Here is a 21,057-nt window from a genome sequence, read left to right as displayed (position 1 = left end):
CACGAGCCTTACGGCTTTCAATCACATATCCGGTGGCGAGAGATCACGCAGGAGCAGCCTTGCCTTTTCCATGTCCGCAGACAGGGGCCGGTCATCCGAATAGGGCTGGAGGTGCTCGCGAAGCAGATTATAGACCGCATTTGTTCCGACTGCCCGCCCGGCAACACTTTCCAGGAAATCATGGGCCTGCACCCCGGCCATCCATTCGATGGCCAGAATATATTCGGCATTGTCGAGAACCGCGAGCAGCTTGTTGGCCGCAGCCGTGGGATGAGAGAGGAAATCCTCCTGTAATCCCGATGTCAGCCCTCCATCTGTGGAGGCAGGCGCGGAAAGACGTCTGCTATCGCCGACAAGAGCTGCGGCCGTATATTGCGCGATCATGAAACCTGAATGGCTTCCGGCATCGGTCGCCAGAAATGGCGGCAGACCACTCACCAGAGGATTGACCAGCCTGTCGATACGGCGCTCGCTCATGGAGGCAATCTGTGCAATGGCGATGGCAAGACTGTCTGCCGCCTGCCCCAATGCCGGGGCAACGGCATGAGCCTCCGACGAGACGATGGGTTGCTCGGGCGTGCCAAGGATCGCGGGATTATCGGTGACGGATGCGAGCTCCCGGTCAACGATGGAGGCGCAGGCATCGAAGATATCGCGCGCAGCACCATGCGCATGCGGCACGGCACGCAGGCTTAGCGCGTCCTGTGTCCGCCTGCCATGAGCGGCGGCAACCAGCCCACTGCCTTCAAGCCGGGAGCGCAGAGCAGCCCCTACGGCCGCGATTCCCTTCGAGGGACGCAGCGCGAGAACCGTCTCGTCAAAAGCGTTGATCTGGCAGCCTGCTGCTTCAAGCGTCAGCGCCGCTATGGCATCGGCCCAATCTAGCAGGTGATTGGCCCGCGCGAGTGCCATGCAGGAAAGACCGGTCGCGCAGGCCGTACCATTGACGAGGCTCAGTCCTTCCTTGGCACCCAGCACGATGGGTTGAAGTCCCATTGCCGTCAGGGCATCCCGTCCACTCATAACGCGCCCGCCGAGCCGGGCCTGGCCCTCTCCGATCATAACAAGCGCAACATGCGCGTTGTGCACCAGATAGCCCGCCGATCCGCGGGACGGCACGTCGGGGATACAATCCTGTTCCAGAAACGTCGACAGATGCGAGACGATCTCGCGTCGGACACCGGAGTGCCCATGGGCGAAATTGGCGATCTGCGCCGCCATGATTGCCCGAACTTCGCGAGGATCCAACAACGGGCCGACACCGCAGGCATGGCTGAGAATAATGGAGCGCGAAAGCCGACCCTGCGCGGTGCGATCCACCACAGTGTCCGACAGTGCACCGACCCCGGTATTGATGCCATAGGCACGCACACCGCTTTCGACGATGCTGTCAACGATCTGGCTCGCCCGGTCAATCCGCAGATAGGCCGCGTCTGACACACGCAGTGCCTCGCCCTTGCCGATATGGGCAACATCGCGCCAACTCAATCCATCATCCAGTAGAACAGTCATGACGTTTTCCTATGATGCAGAAACGGCTGCGAGGAGTGGGAATTTTCCATCTTGAATACTGCCGCGTTGGCCCGTGTCTCAATTACTGCTGTAAAGACGATAGCGGCTGCCGGGATAAAGGAGGCGGACGGAAGACACGATCCCCTTTGTCGACCATGTGCGACGACGCACGAGCAGGCATGGTTCCGTCTTGGAAATCGCCAGCAGCTTGCATTCCCAGGGCTGTGCGCTGACCGCCTCGATATGCTGCTCGGCTTTCACGATCGGTGCCACTCGCGTGAGATAACCGTTGGGTGTTACGAGGTTGAAATCCTGTTTGATGTAATCGGGCGCGCAGTCCGAATTGACGAAACGATCCTCGATTTGCATTGGCACGCCATCTTCCGCATGCACAATGATCGAGTGCGCAGCAAGGTTGCCAGCCGGAACAGCGAGCGCTTCGGCAAGATCTGGATCGCAGGTTTCGATTTGAAGAAGTATGACCCGCGCGCTGTGAACACCGCCGTTGCGTGTTATTTCTTCGGCAATGTTGGGCACACTCTGGAACTGCGATGTACGCTTCTTGGACGCAACGAACGAACCTTTGCCGCGTACACGCACCACAAGTCCTTCGTCGGCCAGCTCACGCAAAGCGCGGTTGGCCGTCATCCGGCTGACACCGAGAATATCGACCAGCTCGTTTTCCGATGGAACACGTTGACCGATCTTCCACTCACCCGCCTCGACGCGGCTGCGGACATAGTCCTTGAGCTTTACATAGAGCGGTGAATTCTGGTCTTCGGTGCCCTGCGCGTCATGAGCGTTCTCAGATATCGGCGACATCACTTCCCGGAAAATCTTTCTGTCGTGATCCATAGCTATGACGTCACCAATACGCAGGGTTGTCGGCAAAGGGCGGGGCAATGCCACGCCCTTTGCCGATGGATTCAGTTCAATTTGTGTTCGGCCAGCCAGTCGCCCGCCACGACATCAAAACTGTCGTGATTGGCCAGACGTCCGTTCATAACGACGAGATCTTTCGTCGTCAGGGCGGCGGAAACAGCATCGAGAGTGCTTGTCACAACGTCGCTAACTTTCGGTGTGGCAATCACTGGTACGATGTTCTGGGCAGGAAAGAGGTTCTTGACGTCTTCAAGCACGATGAGGTCGTTTGCAGCGATGGCCGGATCGGTCGAGAACAGGTTTGCAGCATGGACCTGACCGTTGATGAGTGCCGAAAGGGTCAGCGGGCCACCAACGTCAAGCGATTTGAACGACTGGAACTCGAGGCCATAAAGTTCCTTCAGACCGATAATGCCTTCCTTGCGCGTTTTCCATTCCGGTGGACCGCCAAGTACGAGCTGCGAGGCTACGGGTGCGAGATCGGCAATCGTCTTCAGCTTGTATTTGTCAGCGGTCGCGCGCGTCACAGCCACGCTATCAGAATCCTGTGCTGCAGAGGGTGTCAGCATCGAGACGCCTTTCGGCAGAGCCGCCTTGAGCGCTGCGGCCACATCGCTTGGCGAATGGGCCGTGGCGTTCTTGTCGAGATAGCTCAGCGTCGCACCTGCATATTCCGGCAACAGATCGATTGATCCGTCGAGCAACGCAGGGATATAGACTTCGCGGCTCCCGATGCTCAACTTCGTTTCGACGGCAACACCCTTGGCGGCAAGGGCCTTGGCGTAGATCGTCGCCAGAAGCTGGCTTTCGGGGAAGTCGGCGGAACCGACGATGATTGTCGTCGTATCGGTTCGCGGAGTGGCTGGCGCGGCCAGCGGATTGCTTTGCGCCAATGCCGAAGCAGCGGAAATTGCCATGAGCGCAAATGCGCTGGCGGCAGTGATGATCCTGAATGCCATGCGAGCTTCTCCTTTATGTTGAAACAGTCGTGGAATAGAAAACCGCGTTATTTTAAAACCTCTACCGCTTCGCTCGACGCGTCAGGCCTGGTGAAACGGTGACCCTCGATATGACGCCGATGATCAGATCCACGGTCAGGGCCAACGCGCCGACGAGAACGGCACCTGCGGCCATCTGATAATAATCGTTCTGCGCCCGCCCATCGATGATCAGGCGACCGAGACCACCAAGAGAAACATAAGCGGCGATGGTTGCGGTCGAGATGATCTGAAGCGTGGCGCTGCGCAGACCGGAAAAGATCAATGGCAGAGCGCAGGGCAGTTCAACATCGAACATAATATCGAGCGGACGTTTCCCCATGCCTCTTGCAGCATCCACCGCAGCGGGATCCACCGCCGCGATCCCGGCGTAACTGCCAGTCATGATCGGCGGCACGGCCAGAAGCACGAGCACGATAAGGCTGGGTACGATAAAAGCCATATCGGATGCGAAAACGGGGCCAAAAACAATCACAAGAAGCGCGATCAGGCCAAGGCTTGGAAGGGAGCGCAGCGCATTTGCAAGACCCGCAATGAAGACGACACCGCGTCCCGTGTGTCCCACATAAAGCCCAACCGGCAAGCCAATCAGACAGGCGAGAAAAAGGGCCGCAAAGCTGTAAGCCAGATGCTGACCGACGAGAACGATGACACCATCACTCCCTGTCCAGTGAGCGGGATCGCTAAACCATTCGATCATCGCGCGGCACTCCCTGGCTGCCACGGCGTCAGGCGGCGTGAAATGAACAGCACAAGCCCGTCCAGCAAGGCTGCGAGAAGCACGCAGAGTACGATGCCTGCTATGATCGGCGTCAGGAACCGCAGCTGAAGCCCCTGCGTGAAGAGCAGACCAAGTTGCGGCGTTCCAACCAGTGCCGCTACGGAAACGATGCTGACATTGGAAACCACGGCCACACGCAATCCGGCGGCAATCACAGGGACCGCGAGCGGTAGCTCCACCATCACCAGACGCGCAACCTGTCTGTAGCCCATGGCATTCGCCGCCTGGAGGACGTCTGGCGAAACCGATTCCAAACCATCGTTCACTGTTCGCACCAGAAGCGCCAACGCGTAGATCGTCAGCGCGACGACGACGTTTAGCGGATCGAGTATACGGGTGCCGAGCACCAGCGGCAGCAGGACGAACAGCGCAAGCGACGGAATTGTGTAAAGAAGCCCGGCAACCCCCAGCAGGGTCGAGCGGAATAAACCGGCCCGCTGCGCAATCCAGCCGAGCGGCAACGCAAGAAGCAGGCCGATCACCACCGGGATGACCGAAAGGCCGAGATGCCAGATGAAAAGCTCGAAAATCCGCCCGGATTCCCGGTAGAGCCAATCGAACCTCATGGTTGACCTCCGAAGCGACCGACCCGCGCGGCTTCGATGGCTTTGGCGACATCAGAGAGTGTGACGGTGCCGACAAGCTGGCCCGTTGACCCTACGATGACCCCGCGGCCGGAGGGCGAACTCAACGCTGCATCGAGCACATGGCGCAAACTGCTGCCTTCCGGCGCCAGCGTACCACTGAGATTGAGATCTCCCTCACGCAGTGGCTGCCTGAGACCCTGCGCATCGGCCCATCCGATGGGACGATGTTCGGCGTCAGTCACCAGAACCCAGCGATCCGTTGCAACGCCACGAAGGCTGTCCGGTGTTGCGCCGAGCAAGGCTGTCGGCTCCGCACCGAGAGGGACTGCACCATCAAATTCGGCGAAACTCAGGAAGCGATACCCTCTGTCCCGGCCGATAAAGTCCGCCACGAAGGCATCTGCCGGGCGCGCCAGCAATTCCTCTGGAGTGGCGATCTGCGCAAGCGTTCCGCCAGCACGCAAAACAGCAACCTGATCGCCAAGCTTCAACGCCTCGTCTATATCGTGCGTCACCATGATGATGGTCTTGCCAATCTCACGCTGCAAGCGAAGAAATTCGTCCTGCAACTGTGTGCGAACGACGGGATCCACAGCACTGAAGGGTTCGTCCATCAGCATGAACTTGGGATCGGAAGCGAGTGCACGTGCAACGCCGACGCGTTGCTGCTGGCCACCCGAAAGCTGCCACGGATAGCGATCGGCAAAGGCGGCGGTCAGCCCTACACGCTCAAGCAACTCATGCGCCGTGCGCAGTGCTTTTTCCTTTGGCGCCCCGTTTAGCCGCGCAGTGGTCGCTATGTTCTGAACAACGGTGCGATGGGGGAAAAGCCCGGCATGCTGGATGACATAACCGATACGACGGCGCAGCAGTGCCACGTCCATGCCATCTGTCGGTTCGCCGTCAAGAAGGATCGAACCGGACGATTGTACGATCAACCTATTGATCATCCGCAAGGATGTGGTTTTGCCGCAACCCGAAGGGCCTACGAACACGGTCAGCTTGCCGTTTGGCGCCGTCAGGGACAAACCGTTTACGGCAGTAGCCGCACCCGCATATTGCTTGGTGACGTTGTCGAAGACGATCATGCAAATCTCTCCTGCGCTCTGTCTGCGCCTTCAGGCCCGGCAACTGTGATGACTGCCTAGGTTGTCTATACAAGCACGCAAATAGCGCGTCCGCAAGATAGATCGATGAAAATATCCGCAACCCTGGAAACGACTAAACTTTAAGCATGTTGACCGCTATAAAGACGTTGTATGCACATAGAGCAAGCGATCTCGGCGGCCGCAACTGTCTACGCCTTCAAACTGCGCTGCTTTGCCGACCAGGATCAGGCCCGCTCAACACGACAAATTTGTTCATAAGCAACTCGTTGCTTCGATTTTTTGTGCGCGGGAGCACAATGGAAATACGAATTAAATCGTGCTGAAATTCAACAGATCGCTTGCTGATCGTGACTGAGACCGCAAAACAGGCGTTTTTGAAAGCCACTCATCCACGGCGACTTGGCTCGAGAAGGCCATAAAGCCTTGTGGCCAAGGCCATCGAACAATAGTATTACCGCGTCGTATTCAATTAACGAGGATAACATGGCAACAGGTACCGTCAAATTTTTCGCACAGGACAAGGGCTTCGGCTTCATCACTCCGGACAACGGCGGCCCGGACGTATTCGTCCACATCTCCGCCGTAGGGTTTGGTGGTTCTCTTCAGGATGGCCAGAAGGTCAGCTACGATGTGGGACAGGACCGCAAGACTGGAAAGTCCAAGGCCGAGAACGTCAGCCTCATCTGATCAGCGTCTCTTGGCTCCGCGATTACTCGCGGGGCCAAATCCATGCTTACTCCCGCTGACCTTAGGCTGTTTCCACCCCGTCGCTCCCAATCCGTGCCAAGCTGGCTGCGAAAACTTCGGCGTCGATGGGGCGGCCGAAAAGGTAGACTTGGCCGACCGACAGCCCATTTCGCGAAGCATTGCGTGCATGTCTGGCAGATGGCATCGCAGTCCAGAAGCCGACAATGCCCGCTCCAGCACGGTCGCACGAGCCCGCCTTGGAGCAGCAGAAACCTCGATGATCAGCCGATTTCTGGATGGCCACCTAAAGCAACGAGCTGCTCTGTGTTGTCTATGTCCACCTTGGCGCTTTCGCCGATCTCGATGTCGATGACGTCGAGACCACATTGCGTGATTATCTTGCGCGCGCCGCTGTCGCCTATAAGCTCCATGAGCTGCGGGAATGCTGCGCGAGGAAAGACAACCGGGTTTCCCGGATCTCCGCCACACACCGCGCGGATAATCGCCTTTCCGTTTCTTTCCGCAAAAGCGCCGATGAGTGCGTCAATATCCGCAGGTTCAAGCAGCGGCATATCCGCAAGCATGATCATAATCCCATCAGGATCTTGCAAGGCGGCGTGTTGAACGCCAAGCACGATCGAGCTTGCCATCCCGTCATCGAAGTTGGAGTTTCTCGCGATGTTCAGGTCGAGCCCTGCAATTTCGGCCTCGACGTCCGAGCTTCGGTATCCGGTCACAACAAGCACAGAACGACTGCCGGCCCCAACAGCTGCCAATGCGGCCCGACGAACCAGACTGGTTTCCCGAAAACGCGCAAGAAGCTTGTGCCCGGCACCCGCCATCCTGCTCGATCGTCCAGCGGCCAGGACAACCACGGCAACTGACACTCGCCTTCTCCTGCCGCTTCCACACCGAACCTCACGCATAGAGGGACAAGCGGCTCGCCGCGATGTCGGCAAGGATGGACAGGGCAAGAGAGTTCGCATCGCGGGTTGGCCCGAAAAGCCCGATCGGCGCCCTTATCCGATCAGTATCTGCCCGGGAGAAACCGGAGCTGACAAGGAAATCGACCCGTCTACGGTGTGTACGGGTGCTCCCCAAGGCGCCGACGTAAAACGCGGGTGACCGTAACGCGGCTTGCAGAACGACCTGCTCTGCATCGAGGTCGTGATGGAGAAGAACAATGGCGGTGTACTGATCGATATCGGGCACAACTTTTTCGCTCGCTGTGCAGGCTACAACCTCGTAGCCGGAAGATTGGGCTATATCAGCGGCCCTCTCGGCCTCTATACTTTGACCGGAAATCACGACACGCGTGCGCGGCCGATAGACCGTGAGAAAGCGGTCGTCGGCGTAACCGGCCCGCGATGGCGGCTCGACGATCTCGAGCTGTTGGGTCTGCCTCGTGTAGCACAGGCCCGTGGTCCGGCGCTGATAAAGCTGCTCAAGAACGCCGCTCAACATCTCGGTATTTTGCAGCACGTGGATCGACACGGTAATTCCACCACCGCACGGCAGGGCAATGTCGAAAAAGGGGGAGCCTAATCCGAACTTCACCTCCCTATCTCTGTTCTCGCCCATTGCGTCGAGCGCCTCGGAAGCGACCGCTGCCTCGATGCAGCCCCCCGACACATAGCCACAAAAACGACCATCGGCCGCAACGGCGACATGGGAGCCAAGCGCGCGAGCCGCTCCCCCGCGAATTTCGACAAGGGTGGCAAGTGCCACCCTGCCCTTTGCAAGCTCCCTTATCGCAAAGCCAAATATTTCTTCCGTATCGTCGGTGAGCAACGACCTGACCGGCGTCGGCTTTGTCGCAGCTTGGATATCCTCCTGAGGACAGATATCCGTAAGGGCGGCGATGTCGTCATGCAACATCCGGCAGCCCGCCTATGATCTTGTCTAGCGTCACAGGATAGTGACGCACCCTCACCCCGGTGGCATTATAGATTGCGTTGGCGACGGCTGCAGAAACCCCGCAGAGACCAAGCTCGCCAACGCCCTTGGCCTTCATCGGCGACGACATGGGGTCTGCCTCGTCCATGAAAATCACTTCCTGATGAGGAATGTCAGCATGCACCGGAACTTCGTAGCCAGCCAGATCGTGATTGACGAAGAAGCCTTGCTTCGTATCGACCGCCAACTCCTCGGACAGGGCTCCACCCACACCCATTGTCATGGCACCAATAACCTGGCTGCGCGCTGTTATCGGGTTCAGGATTCGTCCGGCCGCACAGACGGCCAGCATGCGTCGAATGCGCGTTTCACCCGTTGCCACGTCAACACCGACTTCCACGAAGTGGGCACCGAAAGTTGACTGTTGATGGGCTTCGGAAAGATCGCCCCATTCCATTCCATCCTCGCCAACAAGGCCGTTTGGCGCAGCCGCCTCCGTAAGCGCCACCGAACGGTTTCCAGATCGAACCTGTCCATTCTCGAACACGACGTCGTCAGTGTTAAAGCCGAGTTTCTGCGCCACCGCCTCACGAAGCTTCACGCAGGCCGCGTAGACGCCCGAGGTAGAACAGTTCGCGCCGAACTGCCCGCCCGACCCCGCCGAAACCGGAAAGCGGGAATCGCCCAGCTGAACGGCCACTCGATCGACCGGCAGGCCCAGCATCTCAGCTGCTGTTTGTGCGATGATGGTATAGCTGCCGGTCCCGATATCCGTCATATCGGTTTCAACCGTTGCAATGCCGTCCGCGCCGAGCCGAACCCTTGCTGCGGATGGGAGGAGAAGATTGTTTCGCAAAGCGGCTGCAACACCCGATCCGATAAGCCAGTTTCCTTCTCGTCGGGACCCCGGCTTGCCGCGCTGGTTCCAGCCAAACCGTTCCGCCCCGAGCTTGAGACAGCCGACCAGGTTCCTTTGGGTAAAAGCGCGCTCGGGCTTCTCAGGGTCGACCTGAGTGTCGTTGAGTATCCGAAACTCGACCGGATCGACGCCCGCCTTTTCGGCTATCTCGTCTATGGCGATCTCGAGGGCCATCAACCCCGGCGCTTCGCCGGGCGCCCGCATCGCATTGCCTTCGGGCAAGTGAAGCGTGGCCAGTCTCATGGCAGTCATCCGGTTCTCACCCGCGTAGAGCAGCCGTGTCTGATTGACAGCCGTTTCCAGCTGGCCCCCAGGCTGGTCACCCGACCAGCTTTCGTGAGCAATCGCGGTGATTTTGCCGTCCTGTGTCGCTCCAATGCGAATACGCTGGATCGTCGCCGGCCGATGCGTCGTGTTGTTCGCTATGAACGGACGGGGAAGCGCGACCTTGACCGGACGTCCAGTAGCCTTTGCTGCAAAGGCAGCAAGCACCGCGTCGGCTCGCAAGAAAAGCTTACCCCCGAAACCCCCGCCTATGAATGGCGACATCAAATGGATATTGTCCTTGTCGATACCGAGTGTAGTCGCCAGATCGGATCGCCACCAATCGATCATCTGGCTGGACGTCCAAACGGTCAGTTTATCGCCATGCCACGCAGCGATGGACGCATGGGGCTCCATCATGGAATGTGACTGATCTGGCGTGGTATAACTCTCATCGAGAGTGATCGGTGCGCTCTTAAAGGCTCCCTCGAAGTCACCGACTGCCGTGTCTGGCTGCTGCTTCTCGTCGGGCTTGACCGCACTGTCCTTGGCCTTCTTGAGATCGAAGCTCCCGGGCGCAGTTTCATATTCTACTGTCACAAGCGAAGCTGCGGCGCGCGCCTGCTCGAAGGTTTCTGCGACGACCACCGCCACCGCCTGGTGATAGTGCTGGACTTCATCGCCACCAAAAAGATTGGCTGTGTTGAATTTGCCCTTCTCGCGCTTGCCCACGTCCAAGGTGGTGACGACCGTCAAAACGCCGGGGGCCCGCTTTGCAGCGTTGGTCGATATCGACCGGATACGGCCCTTCGCAATCGCGGCACCGACCGGATACCCGTAGGCGTAAGGAATGTTCGGATCATGCCATTCATAGGCATACATTGCTCGGCCCGTCGTTTTCTCTTGGCCGTCAATGCGGGGGATAGGCTGACCGACGACTTTCATCCGGTCGATGGGATTGTTGCTTGCAGGTGTGTCGAATTTCATGATCGTTATCCCCTTGCCTCTGCGATCACCGCACCGATCGTTCGTTCCACGAGGGTTATCTTGAAGCGATTTTGCTCCGTCGGGCGCGCGTCGCCGAGAAGTGCCGCGCTTGCGGCTTTTGCACCGCTCTTCAGCTCCTGGTCACCTGAGCCTGTTCGCCAGGGCTTGTGAGCGACGCCACCGACAGCCACGCGACCGGTGCCATCCCGCTGGATCACCGCAGCGACGGATACGAGCGCAAACGCGTAGGAGGCCCGATCGCGTACCTTGCGATAGATATGCTTGCCCCCAATTGGCTTCGGCAGCGTGACCGCAGTTATGAACTCGCCCGGCTCCAGGACCGTCTCGATGTGTGGCGTATCGCCGGGAAGCCTGTGAAAGTCTGCGATCGGGATTGCGCGGCTACGGCCGTCGCCATTGACCGTTTCGACGGTTGCGTCGAGCGCCCTCATCGCAACAGCCATGTCGCTGGGATGAGTGGCGATACAGGATTCGCTGCTTCCGACGACTGCATGCTGTCGCGAAAAACCGCCAAGGGCCGAACATCCGCTTCCCGGCTGCCGCTTATTGCACGGTTGGTTGGTGTCATAGAAATACGGACAGCGCGTGCGTTGGAGGAGATTGCCCGCGGTGGTGGCCTTGTTTCGCAATTGACCGGACGCCCCGGCGACGAGGGCGCGAGTAAGCAAACCATAGTCACGACGGACAGTCTCGTCGCTTGCCAGATCGGTATTGCGGACCAGAGCCCCTATGCGCAAACCGCCATCAGAGGTGGTTTCGATCTTGTCGAGACCAACTCCATTGATGTCGATGAGATGCGCCGGGTGCTCGATCTCCAGCTTCATCAAGTCCAGGATATTTGTCCCGCCGGCGATGAATTTGGCTTCCGGATTGGCTGCTGCCGCTTTCGCTGCCGCCTGAGCCGTTGTGGCTCGCTCGTATGTGAAGGCTCTCATGCTTCGATCCCCCCGACTTCGGCAATTGCATCGAGAATGTTCGAGTAAGCGCCGCATCGACAGATGTTTCCGCTCATTCGTTCCCGAACTTCTGCCGCGGTGACTTCAACCTTTGCGGAAATGTCTGCAGTGGCGTGGCTTGGGATATTCGACTTGATTTCCTCCAAGACCGCCACGGAGGAACAGATTTGCCCGGGAGTACAGTAGCCACACTGAAAACCGTCGTGTTTGATGAATGCGGCTTGCATGGGATGCAGGTTTCCAGGCTGTCCGAGGCCCTCGATGGTGGTGACCTCGTCACCGTCGTGCATCACAGCCAACGTCAGGCACGAATTGATCCGGCGTCCATCCACCATCACGGTACAAGCGCCACACTGTCCGTGATCGCAGCCTTTCTTTGTGCCGGTTAGATGAAGGTGCTCGCGCAAGGCGTCGAGCAAGCTCGTGCGATTGTCAAGTTCGAGATCATGCATCTCGCCGTTCACTTTGAAGGAAACACTTGTCTTGAAATTCATTTCTTCCCCCGAGGACTGTGCTGCGGCTCCTTTTGCCGCAACTCCCGTGACAGCAATTGCCGCCGCCGAGGAAACAAGTAAGTCCCGCCGCGAAAGTTCCAAATGTGAGTGATCTCTCATCTCCAGCTCCATTCGTTGTTGATGGCCTGGCGCATTCGGAGAAACGCCATATCTCAACATAGGGAGGTAAAAGAAGATGATTAGATGCGCCTTTTCGCTAACACTTATTAGCGAGGCTCATAAATCGGCATAAGCGATCCATGGGGCAGCCACCGTCAGCCGCCCACTGTCACCCAGGCTCTCTTTCGAGAGAGAGTAGACCACACGATCATAAAACTAACGCATCTGGCAGAGTTGCGACAATTGCGACCCCGTCCAGCGCCTCGCGAGTTCGCTGGCATCCACCGTGCCGGGCAGGAGGCTTCCCAGCTCACCGCCGATCTGAATTTGAGCATCGGTGATTTTGCATGCTCTTTCGTTGACTGAAACGATCACCGCAATCTCCGACTGCATCGGTGGCATCTCGAAAAGCGCGTCGGGAGGGCTTTCGCAAGTAACGATAGCCGTAGCTCTGAGAGTGGAGTTTTGGTCCGCGCCACGGCAAAGTTCTGCGGATTGCACGTGGAAACTGCGAGTTTGGTTGGGTCCGGCTGGGAGCTGCTCACAAACCTGTGCTGAGGAAACTGCCCCTGCAATGATCGGCCATTCAGGCCGCCCAACCAGAGAAAAGCAATTTGCGAAAACGGGGGCGGCTGAGGCGACGAGCGACGCCATACATACAAACAGCGCTGGGATAGGATGTTTCACGGTGCCACGCTCCTCCACGTCTTTCAGACAGTTGTAAAGCTGGATTGCGGCTTTTTCGCTTCGAATGCAGCAAGAGCCGGTTAATCGATCCGTATATGCGCCGTTTGGTCGCGCCTTTCTGGCGGGGAGGATGGCCGACATCCATCTGGTACCTTTTCACGACAACGGATGAATGAGAAAAGTTTAGTCGGCTCCAAGTTTCCTGCGTCAAATGGCATAAAAAAAGAGCGGCCAGAGCCGCCCTTTTTATGGAATGTTTACGCCGCCCCTGGCCGATTGATCGTCAGGAAGTGACGAACGACGGGTTTGTCCGGACCAACATGGTAGGTCAGAACCTTTCCCTGCACGTCTGCATCGGCGTTGGAAACCCGCTTGTGCTGGCGGAGGTGCTCAGCCCAGGATTCTACCATGAACCACTCAACGATCTTTTCCGGATCGGCGGAGTCTTCCGTCACACCCCACCCATATGCACCATCGCGGCGGCGTTCTTGAGACAGGTGGTCGAGAGCACGCAGGAAGGCTGAACGATGCTGTTTCTCGACCTTGTACTCGATGAGGATCAGGACAGGACCACGGTCATGAGCAACAGGCTCGGCGACCAGCGGTTCCGGCCAGTGGTTGGACGGCACCATGTCGGCGTCACCAGCCGGGAGCTTTACGCGGTGCATGATGACCCCCGCAACGAGCAAGCCAGCTGCACCGATAAGCAATGTCGTTTGAATTCCAACGGCTTCGCCCACAGCACCCCAGCCGAGGCTGCCCGCCGTCATGGCTCCGTTGAATACGGTCAGATAGACAGCAAGGCCACGCCCAGGCACCCAGTTGGGCAGAACAGCCTGGGCTGCCCCGTTCAGGGTCGTCAGGGCGGTGATCCAAGCACCACCGAGGAACAGAAGAGCGATAATGGCGACGATCTTCGGCGGGGCGAGCGAAAGGACACCCATGACGACTGCGGTGATCACCGCTGCGCCAAGAAGCAGACCATCCGAGCTCAGGCGTTCGCGTAGCCTCGGCATGACCAATGCTCCACCGATCGCACCGGCACCGACCGCACCAAGCAGGATACCGTAAAAGCTGGCATCACCACCCAGCAGTTGTCGGGCAACCAGCGGAAGAAGTGCCCAGACGGCACTGGCGAATGCGAAGAAGATGGCGGCACGAAGAAGGACGACATGCAGGGGGCGGCTTGAGCGAGTGTAACGTAGGCCAGCCCTGAACGCGCCGAAGAAGTTCTCTTGTAGAGCGTCGTTGGCGTTTTTGGCACGTGGCCACCACACCAGAGCTGCGATAACGAAGATGTAGCTGGCAACGTCTGCGCCATACGTGATCCCCGCCCCGAACGCTGCCAGAAGCAAACCGCCAGCAGCTGGGCCGATGGAACGAGCGATATTGATGCCGAGGGAGTTGAGAGCGACAGCGCTCTTCACGTCCTCGCGTTTCACCAGTTCAGGAACAATCGCCTGCCAGGTCGGGCCCATCAATGCGGCACCAATGCCGCCGAGGAAGGTAAGGCCGATCAGTGCGCTAACAGAGAGCATTCCCGTCTGGGACAGAACCATCAGCGAGATACTCACGGAGGCCAGCAGGAGCTGGACCGCAATCAGGAACTTGCGGCGATCCAGAATGTCGGTGAGAACGCCTGCAGGGATCGCAAGCAGGAAGATCGGCAATGTTCCGGCCGCCTGAACCATGGCGACTGCAGCAGGCGATGCCGAGAGGTCCGTCATCAGCCATGAGCTTGCGACATCGCGCATGAAGCTTCCGGTATTGCCGAGAACCGTTGCAATCCACAGGACCGCGAAGACGGGCTGTGCGAGAGGAGCAAAAGTGCCCCCGGATGTTTTCGCGGCGCTCATTTACCCGCTCCCTTTGCAAGGTCGGCCGCTGCAACGAAGATGAATGCACCGGCCAGACCGATGTGTTCGAAGAAGGCGTTCGTTGCCATCATGCGGTCCATACCGGGCGCCATTTCCCAGAAGCGAAGAGCAATGAACGTTGCGAGAAGCGTAAAGCCTGCAAGTGCGAGTGCGCCTGCCCAGCGCAGGAAGCCCGAGACCACCATCGCGGAGGCCGTAAGCTCGAACACGATGACGACGACGGCAAAGAGAGCGGCAGGGTGCAGACCGAAATGATTCATCTCACCAAGCGCGCCATTGAAATCGAAAATCTTGGTGAGTGGACCCTGGATGTAGGCAGCGCAGAGAGCAAGCAGCGATACAGTTCTCGTAATGGGAGAGCCGACGACACGTGCAAGTCCGCTCAAGGCCGAATTCGATATAGGGGATTGGTAGGTCATATCCTGCTCCTTTTTGGTCGCTGACGTGATCGAGCGGCCGCGTTTGATGGAGCGATATTGGCCGGTGATCGCTCTGCCAACAATTGCAGCAATAGTTTCGATTTAATTGCCAATATTGCAATTATGGGGTCGGATCGCTTGGGCGAACAAAAGTCACCCAAGCGAGGACAGGATCAGACTGCCCAGCAAGAGCAGCCAAGAGCGCCGAAGAAACCCTTGAGGTCGGCGATTGGCAGTTTCGAGGTCCAGGCTCCCGCATGGTCGTGACCATGCACGCCGCAATCGCTGGCGCAGCCACAGGTCGAGATCGCCGTGCGCCTTAGAGAACGCGCGCCAGCACCTTCCGGCTCGCCCCATGCAGCATACCCGCCAAACTTGCGGACTGGAGACCAGTCGGGCATTGCAGGCGGCACGTCGTTCTCGTCGAGCGTTTTGAAGTCACCCGCTCCATAGACGATTTTGCCGCCAACCATGGTCAGCTCCGATACCAGGAACGAGATCTCGTCTTCGGCGCAGGAGAAGAAGTCCTTGTCGGGAACGACAAGGTCGGCGAACTGGCCTTTCTCGATACGGCCTTTCTTGCCTTCTTCATTCGAAAACCATGTGACTTTTTCAGTCCACATCCGCAGAGCCGTCTCGCGATCGAGGCAGTTGGCACGCGGATAGAGTTGCATGCCACCAACCGTCTTGCCGGTCACCATCCAGGACAGCGAGACCCAGGGGTTGTAGGAGGCGACGCGGGTCGCATCCGTGCCGGCGGAAACGTTGACGCCCTTGTCGAGCATCTTTCGGATCGGTGGAGTCGCTTCGGCAACGCCTTGGCCATATCGCTCGACAAAATATTCGCCCTGATAGGCCATGCGATGCTGGGTTGCGATGCCGCCACCAAGGGCCGCAATGCGGTCGATGGACCGGTCCGAGATGGTTTCGGCATGGTCGAAGAACCAGTTCAAACCTTCAAGCGGAATGTCCTTGTTGACCTTCTCGAAGACATCAAGCGAACGGGAGATTGTCTCGTCATACGTGGCGTGCATGCGCCATGGCCAACGGTTCTCGGCCAGAACGCGCACCACTTCTTCGAGTTCGCCTTCCATTTCCGGCGCCATTTCCGGACGTGGCTGGCGAAAGTCCTCGAAGTCAGCCGCGGAGAAGACCAGCATTTCGCCGGCACCGTTATGACGGAAATAGTCGTTGCCCTGCTTGTATTTGACTGAAGACGTCCAGTTGAGAAAGTCTTGCTTTTCTTCCTTGGGCTTCTGGGTGAAGAGATTATAGGCCAGACGCACCGTCATCTGGTTCTCGTCAGAGAGTTTTTGAATGACCTCGTAGTCATCAGGGTAGTTCTGGAAGCCACCGCCTGCATCAATCACACCCGTTATGCCAAGACGATTGAGCTCGCGCATGAAATGGCGGGTGGAGTTGACCTGATAGTCGAGAGGCAGTTTGGGTCCCTTGGCAAGGGTGGAATAGAGAATGCCGGCATTAGGCTTGGCCAGTAGCAAGCCAGTCGGATTGCCGTTCGCATCACGGGTGATTTCGCCACCGGGTGGATTGGGCGTATCGCGGGTGTAACCGACGGCGCGGAGTGCAGCGCCGTTCAAGAGCGCGCGGTCATAGAGGTGCAGCAGAAATACTGGGGTATCTGGCGCGACCGCGTTGATCTCCTCGATCGTCGGCAGACGCTTCTCCGCAAACTGGTGTTCGGTGAACCCGCCGACAACACGCACCCATTGCGGGGCTGGCGTTATCGCCACCTGGCGCTTGAGCATGTCCATTGCATCTGCCAGCGAGCGCACGCCGTCCCAGCGCAATTCCATATTGTAGTTTAGCCCGCCACGCACAACGTGGGTATGGTTATCGATGAGGCCGGGCAGGACGCGCTTGCCCTTGAGATCGACGATCCTGGTGTTGGAACCAGCAAGGGACATGACCTCGCTGTCTGAACCGACTTCAAGAAACAGTCCATCCTTGATGGCGACCGCGGTCGCGTTTGGATTGGTGCGGTCAAGGGTCGTGAAACGACCGTTATGGAGGATCAGGTCTGGGTGCATGGTATCTATTCCGGTCTGGTTGGGATCGGCGGCATTGGCCTTTGAGAAGAGGTTCGAAAACGCCAGGCTCGAGGCCGCTCCAAGGAAGGTTCGGCGCGTCGTCATCAGCTCCGCTCCTCCAAATTGGTTTGCGAACGATGGGCAATCTCCGGAGAATTTCCGCCCTTCGGCATGTGACCGAACATGTGCGGCTTCACCTGCTGGAGCCAGGAAACCGCTGCCGGCTCCTTGCTCCAGAGCGATTTGGCGAGCGGGATGATCTGCTCACCGACGAGAATGCCGAGCAGGCCGACAAGCGCGATGACGGGCGGAGCAGGCGAACGCACGTTGAGCAGGCTGTAGACGATGCCGACCAGCAGACCCGCGCCAAGAGACAGAAGATAGATTTTCATGAGAGTCATCCTCGTTAAAACGGACAACCGCTCCGATGCGTCACCGGAGCGGTTGATCTGGCTTACTTCGCGGGGTTCGGGCCGATGCGCTTGCCATGGCTGACGCGTTCGGCACCGCCGTGGACGTGAGTGACCGCGTAATCGATGCCCATGCCGTAAGCGCCGGAATGCTCCTTCACCAGTGTGGTGACCGCATCGTAGGTTTCCTTGCGAGCCCAGTCGCGCTGCCATTCGAGCAAGACCTGCTGCCAGGTGACGGGTATGACGCCAGCCTGCACCATGCGGTCCATTGCATATTTGTGCGCATCGGAAGAGGTGCCGCCGGAAGCGTCGGCGACCATGTAGATTTCGTACTCCGGAACGTCATGCAAAGCAGAGAGTGCAAAGGTCGTGTTGCAGACTTCGGTCCACAGACCGGAGACGACAATCTTCTTGCGGCCGTTGGCAGCATTCTTCGCCAGCGCATCGCGTACGTTCTGATCATCCCAGGAGTTCATCGAGGTGCGTTCAAGGATGTCATTCTGCGGATAGACGGCCAAAAGTTCGGGGAAGGTGTTGCCGGAGAAGCTCTCGGTCTCAACCGTGGTAATCGTGGTTGGCACGTTAAAAATCTTGGCAGCCTTGGCCAAGCCAACAACGTTGTTCTTCAGGGTCTGGCGGTCGATCGACTGAACGCCGAATGCCATCTGCGGCTGCTGATCGATGAAAATGAGCTGGCTGTTGGCGGGGGTAAGAACTTCAAGCTTGGACATGTCAATTCCTCTTCGGTTGTTTTGGACCGCGAATGCGGCCGGTTATGAAATGAGCAGGACCTTTCGGTCGGATGCCGTGCCCAGGGACACAGCTTCCAAGACCGTCGGGAGGTTGAAACCGATGCTTTCTTTCGCTTGCTGCCTCGGCTGCTGAAAGAAAAGGTAGCGCGACTTGCGACCCCGTAGAATTGCAATATTAATTACGAATGAATTGCTTTTATCGCAACAATAATCTCTCGATCCGGCTGAGCGGCGGACTTCGCACGGGGCTGCGATACGCGGCCACTCGTTCCGAAAACTTCTGAAGGAAATTTGATGCGCAGAGTCGGCGTTGAAGACCTCTGCAGCGTCCTTGATTTCGCTGCTCGGTGGGAAGCGATTTGGTTGAATTTGCCCTGCGCGGCACTGCCAGTGAACAACCGTTGCGCGGTGTGTGAGCCGCGTAATGCTTGGCAGTCTGCCGTTGAGTATTGACGCGACAAGATGGCGGGTCACCGTTGGCATTGACGCCCCATATCGCGATCACGTCGCCTTATACTTGATCTGAACAACCGTTATTCCAAATTGCAGGTGGGTTCGTGCGACCAAGGAGCCAAGCCTGTCACAGCCTACTCCCATTCGGGATAGAGCCACGGGCTCACATCAGCCGTGGGATATCGTCAAAGGAGAACGTGGAGAAGCCCGCCGTTGTGGAGTAACTATCCATGGATATGGATAAAGCTATCAGGACGTGGCGGTACCCTCGTCGTAGGCAGAAAACACGCCCGCAACCCAGTCTGCAAATACCCGATACTTCACGCTCGGAAACCGGCCCGCTGGCCTAACTATGTGGACAGGATAACGTGGTGGCGCCCAATCTTGCAGGATGGGGACCAGTGCGCCGCGAGCGATGTGGGCGCGTGCCAAGAATTCAAATGTCTGTCCAATACCCAGCCCCGCTAATATTCCATGCAAATGCGCAGTCGCATCACTGGTGGAGAGCTTGATGGGGCTGTAGATTTCTATTTTCTCGTCACCATTCATCAATCGCACTGGTGCTGCCTTCAGGCTGCGCGCGAAAAAGTACTGAACGAAAACATGATCACGCTGCAGATCCGATGGCGAAGCTGGCACGCCGTATTTTTCGAGGTACGCCGGGGTGGCGCAGGTGACTATCTCGACGCTGCATAGTTTCTTCGCAACAAGAGATGCGCTGGGCAGATCTCCGGCACGAATGACGCAATCTATTCCCTCTTCAACGATGTCGGCCTGACGTTCTGTCACACCCAGGTGCAACTCGATCTCTGGATAGAGCGCGTAAAACTCTGGCAACCGAGGGATCAGAATCGTATTGGCGAAGGTCCCTCCTACGTCAACACGAAGTTTTCCCCTGGTGGCAAGGCGCCCGCGGGTCGCCTCGTTGTTCATTTCATCGAAATCGGCGATCAGCCGGAGGGCGCGCTCGTAATAAGCAACGCCCTCGGGTGTCACCGTGAGTGAACGTGTCGTTCGTTCCAGCAATTTGAGGCTCAAGCTGGCCTCAAGATCCTGAACAAGCTTGCTCACGGTGGAACGTGGCGCACCCATCGTGCTGGCAGCCTTTGCAAAGGATCCGGCCTCGACGACGCGAACAAAGGCTCTGATTGCTCCCAATTGATCCATTGGCATTTCTCCATAGAAGCCCGATCAGTTGCCACAGACACCAGTGAGCGGGGGTTGTTAGGCAGTCAGCGGCTCGAGATTTGCCTGGATCTGGTCACGGAACGCTTCATACCGGCTCGGCAACTTAAGCGCCTCGCCCAGATGTGCCGTGTCCTCGTCCCGGTCAAACCCCGGCTCGTTCGTGGCAATCTCGAACAACACGCCGCCTGGTGTGCGGAAGTAGATTGCCCAGAAATAATCGCGGTCAATGACGGGCGTAACCTGATAACCGGTGTCCATCAGTGCCTTGCGAACTTCGAGTTGCTTTTCGCGGTTTTCGACGGCAAAGGCGATATGGTGAACCGAACCGGCGCCCTGACGGGCAAACGACGTTTTCGGCAGTGCTGCGACATCAATCGTATCGGCGCCGTTTCCATTGGGAATGATAAAGCGGGTCACGTCACCTTCCTTCTCGGCGCGTTGATACCCCATGAAACCAAGAAGCTCTTCTGTCGCGGCAGTATCGTGCAGGCTGAACCGGGCGCCGGCAAAACCGCGGATAGCTGCATCGCCCGGAATGCCGTCTGCCAGCCACGGCGCGCGGTTGTCATCGGCAGCTTCAATCAGCGCCAGACTGTCGCCGTCCGGACCCATGAATTGAAGTCTGTTGGCGCCAAAGACGGTGTCAGTTTTCAAGCCATCGACACCGTGCGCGGTAAACCGATCCTGCCAGAATTTCAATGCGCCCTTTGGCACGGAGAACTGGGTTTCCCCGACCTCACCAACACCGGGACGACCCAGCATCATGTTCGGGAACGGGAAGTAGGTCATGACGGTGCCTGCGGAGCCGTTCTCGTCACCATAATAAAGGTGGTAGACGTTCGGGTCGTCGAAGTTAACGGTCTGCTTGACGCGACGCAGGCCCAGTGTGTCGGTGAAGAAGCGATTGTTCTGACGCGCATCCGAAGCCATTGAGGTTACGTGATGCAGTCCCTTGATATCCTTGATCATGTCCTTGCCTTTCAATGTCGCCGTTAGTGTTTGGC

General features: G+C 58.1%; 20 protein-coding genes. 1 reads left to right on the top strand and 19 read right to left on the bottom strand.

What is annotated here, in order from left to right:
* Positions 1-21: 21 nt before the first annotated feature.
* From CRP02_RS09680 to CRP02_RS09655, 6 genes are all read right to left on the bottom strand, one after another.
* Complete coding sequence (locus CRP02_RS09680; RefSeq protein ID WP_097170924.1) at positions 22-1,512, bottom strand: HAL/PAL/TAL family ammonia-lyase; 1,491 nt, start codon at positions 1,510-1,512, stop codon at positions 22-24.
* 78 nt (positions 1,513-1,590) lie between these two features.
* The gene (gene hutC, locus CRP02_RS09675; RefSeq protein ID WP_097171311.1) at positions 1,591-2,334 is read right to left on the bottom strand and encodes a histidine utilization repressor; all 744 of its coding nucleotides are present in this window, start codon (positions 2,332-2,334) and stop codon (positions 1,591-1,593) included.
* Between the two features lie 104 nt (positions 2,335-2,438).
* Positions 2,439-3,353 (bottom strand): ABC transporter substrate-binding protein, encoded by a 915-nt coding sequence (locus tag CRP02_RS09670; RefSeq protein ID WP_097170923.1) that lies wholly within the window; start codon positions 3,351-3,353, stop codon positions 2,439-2,441.
* 61 nt (positions 3,354-3,414) lie between these two features.
* Positions 3,415-4,092: an ABC transporter permease gene (locus CRP02_RS09665; RefSeq protein WP_097170922.1), complete on the bottom strand. Its 678-nt coding sequence runs from the start codon at positions 4,090-4,092 to the stop codon at positions 3,415-3,417.
* A complete protein-coding gene (locus tag CRP02_RS09660; RefSeq protein ID WP_019566836.1) occupies positions 4,089-4,739 on the bottom strand; it encodes an ABC transporter permease in 651 nt (216 codons plus the stop codon). The genes CRP02_RS09665 and CRP02_RS09660 overlap by 4 nt, the downstream gene beginning before the upstream one ends.
* A complete protein-coding gene (locus tag CRP02_RS09655; RefSeq protein ID WP_019566835.1) occupies positions 4,736-5,848 on the bottom strand; it encodes an ABC transporter ATP-binding protein in 1,113 nt (370 codons plus the stop codon). Before CRP02_RS09655 ends, CRP02_RS09660 begins: the two co-directional genes overlap by 4 nt.
* 504 nt (positions 5,849-6,352) lie before the next feature.
* Between CRP02_RS09655 and CRP02_RS09650 the strand changes: the two genes are divergently transcribed.
* A complete protein-coding gene (locus CRP02_RS09650; protein ID WP_003518333.1) occupies positions 6,353-6,556 on the top strand; it encodes a cold-shock protein in 204 nt (67 codons plus the stop codon).
* 281 nt (positions 6,557-6,837) lie between these two features.
* Here CRP02_RS09650 and CRP02_RS09645 read toward each other — a convergent pair whose 3' ends face one another.
* The 13 genes from CRP02_RS09645 to CRP02_RS09585 form a co-directional block, all read right to left on the bottom strand.
* Positions 6,838-7,443, bottom strand: a complete 606-nt coding sequence (locus CRP02_RS09645) for a nucleotidyltransferase family protein (RefSeq protein WP_323455342.1) — start codon at positions 7,441-7,443, stop codon at positions 6,838-6,840.
* Positions 7,444-7,474: 31 nt separating this feature from the next.
* A complete protein-coding gene (locus tag CRP02_RS09640) occupies positions 7,475-8,434 on the bottom strand; it encodes an XdhC family protein (RefSeq protein WP_097170920.1) in 960 nt (319 codons plus the stop codon).
* Positions 8,424-10,622: an aldehyde oxidoreductase molybdenum-binding subunit PaoC gene (paoC, locus tag CRP02_RS09635; RefSeq protein ID WP_097170919.1), complete on the bottom strand. Its 2,199-nt coding sequence runs from the start codon at positions 10,620-10,622 to the stop codon at positions 8,424-8,426. Before paoC ends, CRP02_RS09640 begins: the two co-directional genes overlap by 11 nt.
* A gap of 5 nt (positions 10,623-10,627) precedes the next feature.
* Complete coding sequence (locus tag CRP02_RS09630; protein ID WP_097170918.1) at positions 10,628-11,578, bottom strand: FAD binding domain-containing protein; 951 nt, start codon at positions 11,576-11,578, stop codon at positions 10,628-10,630.
* On the bottom strand, positions 11,575-12,213 hold the full coding sequence (paoA, locus tag CRP02_RS09625) for an aldehyde dehydrogenase iron-sulfur subunit PaoA (protein ID WP_003518348.1): 639 nt from the start codon (positions 12,211-12,213) through the stop codon (positions 11,575-11,577). Before paoA ends, CRP02_RS09630 begins: the two co-directional genes overlap by 4 nt.
* A 216-nt stretch (positions 12,214-12,429) precedes the next feature.
* Complete coding sequence (locus CRP02_RS09620; protein ID WP_097099622.1) at positions 12,430-13,041, bottom strand: hypothetical protein; 612 nt, start codon at positions 13,039-13,041, stop codon at positions 12,430-12,432.
* A 116-nt stretch (positions 13,042-13,157) separates the two neighbouring features.
* Entirely contained in the window at positions 13,158-14,756 is a 1,599-nt protein-coding gene (locus CRP02_RS09615) for an MFS transporter (RefSeq protein WP_097170917.1), read from the bottom strand.
* On the bottom strand, positions 14,753-15,196 hold the full coding sequence (locus tag CRP02_RS09610) for a DoxX family protein (RefSeq protein ID WP_097170916.1): 444 nt from the start codon (positions 15,194-15,196) through the stop codon (positions 14,753-14,755). The genes CRP02_RS09615 and CRP02_RS09610 overlap by 4 nt, the downstream gene beginning before the upstream one ends.
* A gap of 173 nt (positions 15,197-15,369) precedes the next feature.
* Entirely contained in the window at positions 15,370-17,352 is a 1,983-nt protein-coding gene (locus tag CRP02_RS09605; protein ID WP_097170915.1) for an amidohydrolase, read from the bottom strand.
* Positions 17,352-17,639: a XapX domain-containing protein gene (locus CRP02_RS09600; RefSeq protein ID WP_003519470.1), complete on the bottom strand. Its 288-nt coding sequence runs from the start codon at positions 17,637-17,639 to the stop codon at positions 17,352-17,354. Before CRP02_RS09600 ends, CRP02_RS09605 begins: the two co-directional genes overlap by 1 nt.
* A gap of 62 nt (positions 17,640-17,701) precedes the next feature.
* Entirely contained in the window at positions 17,702-18,391 is a 690-nt protein-coding gene (locus CRP02_RS09595; protein WP_013762171.1) for a hydrolase, read from the bottom strand.
* Between the two features lie 723 nt (positions 18,392-19,114).
* Positions 19,115-20,032: a LysR family transcriptional regulator gene (locus CRP02_RS09590; RefSeq protein ID WP_013762169.1), complete on the bottom strand. Its 918-nt coding sequence runs from the start codon at positions 20,030-20,032 to the stop codon at positions 19,115-19,117.
* Between the two features lie 57 nt (positions 20,033-20,089).
* Positions 20,090-21,022 carry a VOC family protein gene (locus tag CRP02_RS09585; protein ID WP_097099629.1) on the bottom strand — a complete coding sequence of 311 codons (933 nt, stop codon included), beginning with the start codon at positions 21,020-21,022 and terminating at the stop codon, positions 20,090-20,092.
* Between the last annotated feature and the right edge of the window lie 35 nt (positions 21,023-21,057).

The organism is Rhizobium sp. AN5 (genome assembly GCF_900215255.1).
Lineage (GTDB): Bacteria > Pseudomonadota > Alphaproteobacteria > Rhizobiales > Rhizobiaceae > Agrobacterium > Agrobacterium tumefaciens.
Note: the sequence above shows the minus strand (reverse complement) of the source record. Positions and strands in the feature narration are given on the sequence as shown.